This is a genomic window from Moorena sp. (genome assembly GCF_982860115.1).
This window is the reverse complement of record NZ_CEYLVT010000365.1, coordinates 1-4778: the sequence shown is the minus strand read 5'-3', so window position 1 is coordinate 4778 and position 4778 is coordinate 1. Positions and strand designations below refer to the sequence as shown.

At 43.8% G+C, this 4778-nt stretch carries 5 protein-coding genes; all 5 read right to left on the bottom strand.

All coding sequences use genetic code 11. From position 1 onward, the window contains the following. Positions 1-580: 580 nt before the first annotated feature. Positions 581-976: an ArsR/SmtB family transcription factor gene (locus tag AC4II3_RS31330; RefSeq protein ID WP_488016457.1), complete on the bottom strand. Its 396-nt coding sequence runs from the start codon at positions 974-976 to the stop codon at positions 581-583. Between the two features lie 360 nt (positions 977-1336). Next, positions 1337-1591: a hypothetical protein gene (locus AC4II3_RS31325; RefSeq protein WP_488016459.1), complete on the bottom strand. Its 255-nt coding sequence runs from the start codon at positions 1589-1591 to the stop codon at positions 1337-1339. Between the two features lie 502 nt (positions 1592-2093). Next, on the bottom strand, positions 2094-2234 hold the full coding sequence (locus tag AC4II3_RS31320) for a hypothetical protein (RefSeq protein WP_488016461.1): 141 nt from the start codon (positions 2232-2234) through the stop codon (positions 2094-2096). Further along, positions 2215-3549 carry a TIGR03279 family radical SAM protein gene (locus AC4II3_RS31315; RefSeq protein WP_488016463.1) on the bottom strand — a complete coding sequence of 445 codons (1335 nt, stop codon included), beginning with the start codon at positions 3547-3549 and terminating at the stop codon, positions 2215-2217. Before AC4II3_RS31315 ends, AC4II3_RS31320 begins: the two co-directional genes overlap by 20 nt. Before the next feature lie 13 nt (positions 3550-3562). Then, positions 3563-4549, bottom strand: coding sequence for an undecaprenyl-diphosphate phosphatase (locus AC4II3_RS31310; protein WP_488016465.1), 987 nt, complete (start codon positions 4547-4549; stop codon positions 3563-3565). Positions 4550-4778 lie beyond the last annotated feature (229 nt).

The following is a 4778-nucleotide window of genomic DNA, read 5'->3' as shown; positions in this document are numbered from 1 at the left end:
CCGCAGCAGTCATCATGGGTAGTCACCTCCTGTGCTTGACTGTTCCCGCAGCAGTGATCATGGGTAGTCACCTCAGCAACCGCTTTAACGGAATGCCCAGAATTGCAGCAGTCTTGATGATGGTGTTGTGCCATAGCAATACCTAACGAAAATCTCCTGAATATCTGAAAGACTATTCAGACAAAAGATTATTCAAATTATATAGTAAGTAGCTGTGCAAAATAAATTATTGACAGCGTTTTTCCATAATTATAAGGTACAATTTTTTTTTTATTTGTTCCCATATACCAGGCTTAAGAGTTCCTAAAGCCCGTAAATATGTACCTCACAAATTTAAAATTATCTGGCTGTATTGTAAATACTGTTACAACTTATTTAAGTAGATCGACAAATTTATAGCGTTTCTAGGACTCATAAAGTACACATAATTGTTTGCCTATTGCCTATTGCCTATTGCCTATTGCCTATTGCCTATTGCCTGCTCCCTACTCCCTGCTCCCTGCTCCCATTAACCCAGATATTTGTACCTCAAAAGTTGTAGAATTGCTATATTACTTATTCCGCGATCTCTGCTCAATAATCAACTTTGATCAAGGTGTTGAGCTACTTCTCTATAAAAAGTCACAATATGTTCATCGGCAAGACTGTAGTAAACGTTGCGACCTTGACGGCGATATTTTACTAGCTTTTGCGATCGCAAAACTCGTAACTGATGAGATACTGCCGATTCCCCCATTTTTACTATCGCTGCTAAGTCGCAAACACAAAGCTCTTGCTGTGCGAGGGCTGAAAGCAACTTTAGCCGATGGGGGTCGGAAAGAACGCTAAAAAATTCTGCCATCTGTTGCGCTTTTTCCGTTGCTAGAACCTTACTCTGGACCTGCCACACATTATCTAGATGAACTACGGACTCATCACAGCTTGGAGCATCAGAAGAGTAGACAGTTGGTTTATTTAAAGAACTAGAATCAGCCATGATTAATTATATTTACTATTTAATCTCTAGATCTATGATACTATAGCGTTTATCGAAGTTATGAGGTACAGTTTTCTTTTAGGTTGATTCCCTGTTAGGTGCGCTCTTACCATTAAGAATTAAATTCGGCACAGGTCGCACCTCTTGATGCAGTGCATTGCTATTCCCAATTCCCGATTCCCGATTCCCGATTCCCGATTCCCGATTCCCTTCTTAACAAAAAAAATAGCCGCAGAAATACCATCCACGGCTATGAAATGACCTTATGTGATTCCGTTTTTAACCCTATCGGTACCTGCTCCCATGGGAGCATACTTGATGATTTTGCCAGGGGGCAAAGCCCCCCAGAAAGTTAATCCGTTAATCCAGAATTATGTACTTGGTCATCATCGTAATAAATTCTCCAGGAATGCCCGTCGGTTGCAGAGGACTCCACTCAGAAATTTCGGCGTAACGCAGTGCATAGAGGGCATGCATCGTGTTAATTATAGCCTTGCGGGAGCCCTTAAGAATGTGCTTAACAGGGTATTTTTTTGGAGAAGATTCCTGAGGATTATTACTAGGAGTAATATCCTCAGGGTTGTTTTCGGGGTTTGGGCGAAATTCGGAATCCATAAGGTTCACCTTTGGTTTAGGTAATATACTATAATCATAACGATTATAATTTAAGTTGTCAAGGGTTTTGAGAAAATTTTTTTGGGCAAGGGATTTTAAATAAAATGTAGGGTAACGGAATGAGATCTGAATTTTTTATGAGTAGTAAAAAAAGGGAGTAGGAAATCGGGAATCGGGAATCGGGAATCGGGAATAGTGCTATAATTATTACTAATTACTGATTACTAATTACTGATTCCTATACTATTTGCGATCGCAAGAGTGATCTAGCATCTCATTGTCTTGATGCAGCAAGGGAACAGGGGGTTTCCCCCTGTTCCCTTGCTGCATCGCTAAAGCTGTTTGACCTGGTGAGTGGAATGGGCATCTTGCCCGTTACAATTTTCGGAAGGACTGTCCCAACACTGGCTACCGAGAAAATGAGGGTGAGCCCGTCCCTGAAGCACCACTAGCAACTGATTCCTAAACTATTTGCGATCGCAAAACTGATCGAGCGGTTCTCCTATGAATCAGGTAAACATAATTTTTTTCCAATTCCCTGTTCCCAGATCCGCTGTTCCCTGTTCCCAATTCCCAATTCCCGATTCCCGATTCCCGATTCCCGATTCCCGATTCCCGATTCCCTATTTCCCAACAGCCCCATCGATCAATTCCTCAATACCATTAACCGGAATAATCGGAGTCTTGAGCTGATCAGCAACTTCTGCCACAGTCATATCATCCAGAAACCGGGTATCACCATGCTTAAGCATCAACCCAGGTAACAGAATCATTTCTCCTAAATCTTTTCCTTGTAATCCCTTCAGTAAATCCTGTCCAGTCAGCAAGCCAGTAACCGTTATCTCCTGACCCCAGTAATCACTAGATAACGCTACCATCGTAATCTCCAATCCTGCCACAGCATTGAACCGCTCTACTACAGGTTCAAAGGCTTTTTCCACCGCATTACCCACCACCCAAGTCCCCCGTCGGGGGATTTCTAGAGCCTTAGGCAACCGTTTAGTAGCAGTAGATTGGAATTCTTTCAAGAACAGACGAATAGAACCGACACCATTCCCAATTTGAGGGTAGTCTCCGTAATCGGATTCTGGAGGTAACTCTTCTCTGGCAATCAAAAACCACTCATCTGCCAACCAAGCAAAGGTAGACCCCAACTGGTGCTTAAATTTCTCCTGAAGCCTTTGAACTTGAGCAATCACTTCCCTAGCTTTCTCCCCAGTAACACTAATCAGTTCATCCTCCTGGGGTCGAAAGCGAGTCAATCCCACCGGCACTACTGCCGTTGAAGCCACTGCGGGCAGATCACCGGTATAGAATTGCGCTAAATCTAGCAGAGTACGTTCTAAGTGAATGCCATCATTAATTCCAGGACACACCACTACCTGGGCATGAATTTGCAGCCGTCGCTCCTGAAACCACCTTAACTGCTCTAAAATTTGCCCAGCCCGAGGATTTTTAAGTAACCCTATGCGCACATCCGGCTCAGTAGCATGAACCGAAACATAAAGAGGAGATAGACGCATCCGTTCGATCCGATCCCACTCCGTTTGAGTCAGATTAGTCAGGGTTAAGTAAGACCCATACAGGAAACTAAGCCGATAGTCATCATCTTTGAAATAAAGGCTTTGGCGCTTACCTGGTGGTTGTTGGTCGATAAAGCAAAATGGGCAACGATTATTGCACTGAATCAAACCATCAAATAACGCTGTCTCGAATTCCAGCCCTAAATCGTCATCATAGTCTTTCTCAATTTCGATCACATGAGTCTCACCCGCCCCATCCAGCACTTCCAGTTCTAAAATTTCATCCGCACACAGGAATTGATAATCAATCAAATCACGGGGATGACTGCCATTGATCGCAACAATAGAATCCCCTGGTTCAAATCCAATCTCAGCGGCAATGGAGTTGGGAAGAACCTTTGTGATTAATACTGGACTAATCGAGCTTTGACTCATTCACTTGCGGACGCTAACTATTTTGTAACAGCCCAGTTATGATACCACCTAAAATTACTAACCCAAACAATAACCGATACCAGACAAATATCCAGACACCTTGTTTTTTCAGATAGTTTATCATCCATGCGATCGCTACGTAGGAAAATACTGCGGATGAAATCACCCCTACAATCAGTGACATTCCCCCAGCATCCCCGATGCCATCTTTTAGCAAACCGACTAACTCCACTAAACCAGCTAAGGTAATGGCGGGGATGCCCAACAAAAAGGAAAACCGTGCTGCGGTTGCTCGTTCCAAACCCATGAATAAACCAGCAGTGAGAGTTGAGCCAGACCGGGAGACACCAGGCATTAAAGCCAACGCCTGAGCCAAGCCCATCCCGATCCCATCTTTAAGACCTAAATCCTCAAAGTTACGCTTACGCTTACCCACGACTTCAGAAACACCCATCAACAAACCCATCACAATCGAGACATAGGCGATTGACATGGTACTCCGTATCGGAGAATTGTCATAATCAGGGATAAAGATTTTAATCAGCAGTCCAAAGAAGACAATGGGTAGGGTTCCCAAGGCAATTCCCAGTGCCATCTGGAAGTCTTGGGATTGGTAATCGGATGTACGGATAGCTTTGAATGCGCCAGTAGTGACTTTACTCAAGTCTCCCCAGAAGTACCACACCACCGCCGCAATGGAGCCTAGTTGAATCACAGCCGTAAACGCAACCCCTGGATCACCCCAGCCTAAGGCCACAGGTACCACTTTTAAATGAGCGGTGCTACTGATGGGCAGGAATTCCGTGAACCCTTGTACAAAACCCAGCACCACAGCCTGAAAAATAGTCATGTGAGGCGTAGTAATTGTGGCAGTGGTACTGGTTGAGGATAAGACATCTGGGGCAGGAGTTGTAGCGAGAACCTTCAAGGGGAAGGTAAGGCAGGCGCTAATAACAGCAATGATAGAAAAATTGATAAATTGACGTTTTGATAAGACCATTCTTTCCCCTATAGAGGTTGCTGTAGCTGAATCAGCCAGCCTTAATTCAATCGGTATTCTGGCATAAATTACCAACAATCGCCAAGGGAATCTGGATACTTAGCAAACTTTTTATAATATCCCAATTCCATGTCGTATTGATCTTTAATCCTTAAACCTTAATATTTCATGGTTCTCGGGAATCGGGAATCGGGAATCGGGAATCGGGAATCGGGAATCGGGAATCGGG

Excerpts from the sequence above, each read along its gene's own strand:
- AC4II3_RS31330 (WP_488016457.1), bottom strand. The coding sequence starts at position 976 with ATGGCTGATTCTAGTTCTTTAAATAAACCAACTGTCTACTCTTCTGAT.
- AC4II3_RS31325 (WP_488016459.1), bottom strand. The coding sequence starts at position 1,591 with ATGGATTCCGAATTTCGCCCAAACCCCGAAAACAACCCTGAGGATATT.
- AC4II3_RS31320 (WP_488016461.1), bottom strand. The coding sequence starts at position 2,234 with ATGGGGCTGTTGGGAAATAGGGAATCGGGAATCGGGAATCGGGAATCG.
- AC4II3_RS31315 (WP_488016463.1), bottom strand. The coding sequence starts at position 3,549 with ATGAGTCAAAGCTCGATTAGTCCAGTATTAATCACAAAGGTTCTTCCC.
- AC4II3_RS31310 (WP_488016465.1), bottom strand. The coding sequence starts at position 4,549 with ATGGTCTTATCAAAACGTCAATTTATCAATTTTTCTATCATTGCTGTT.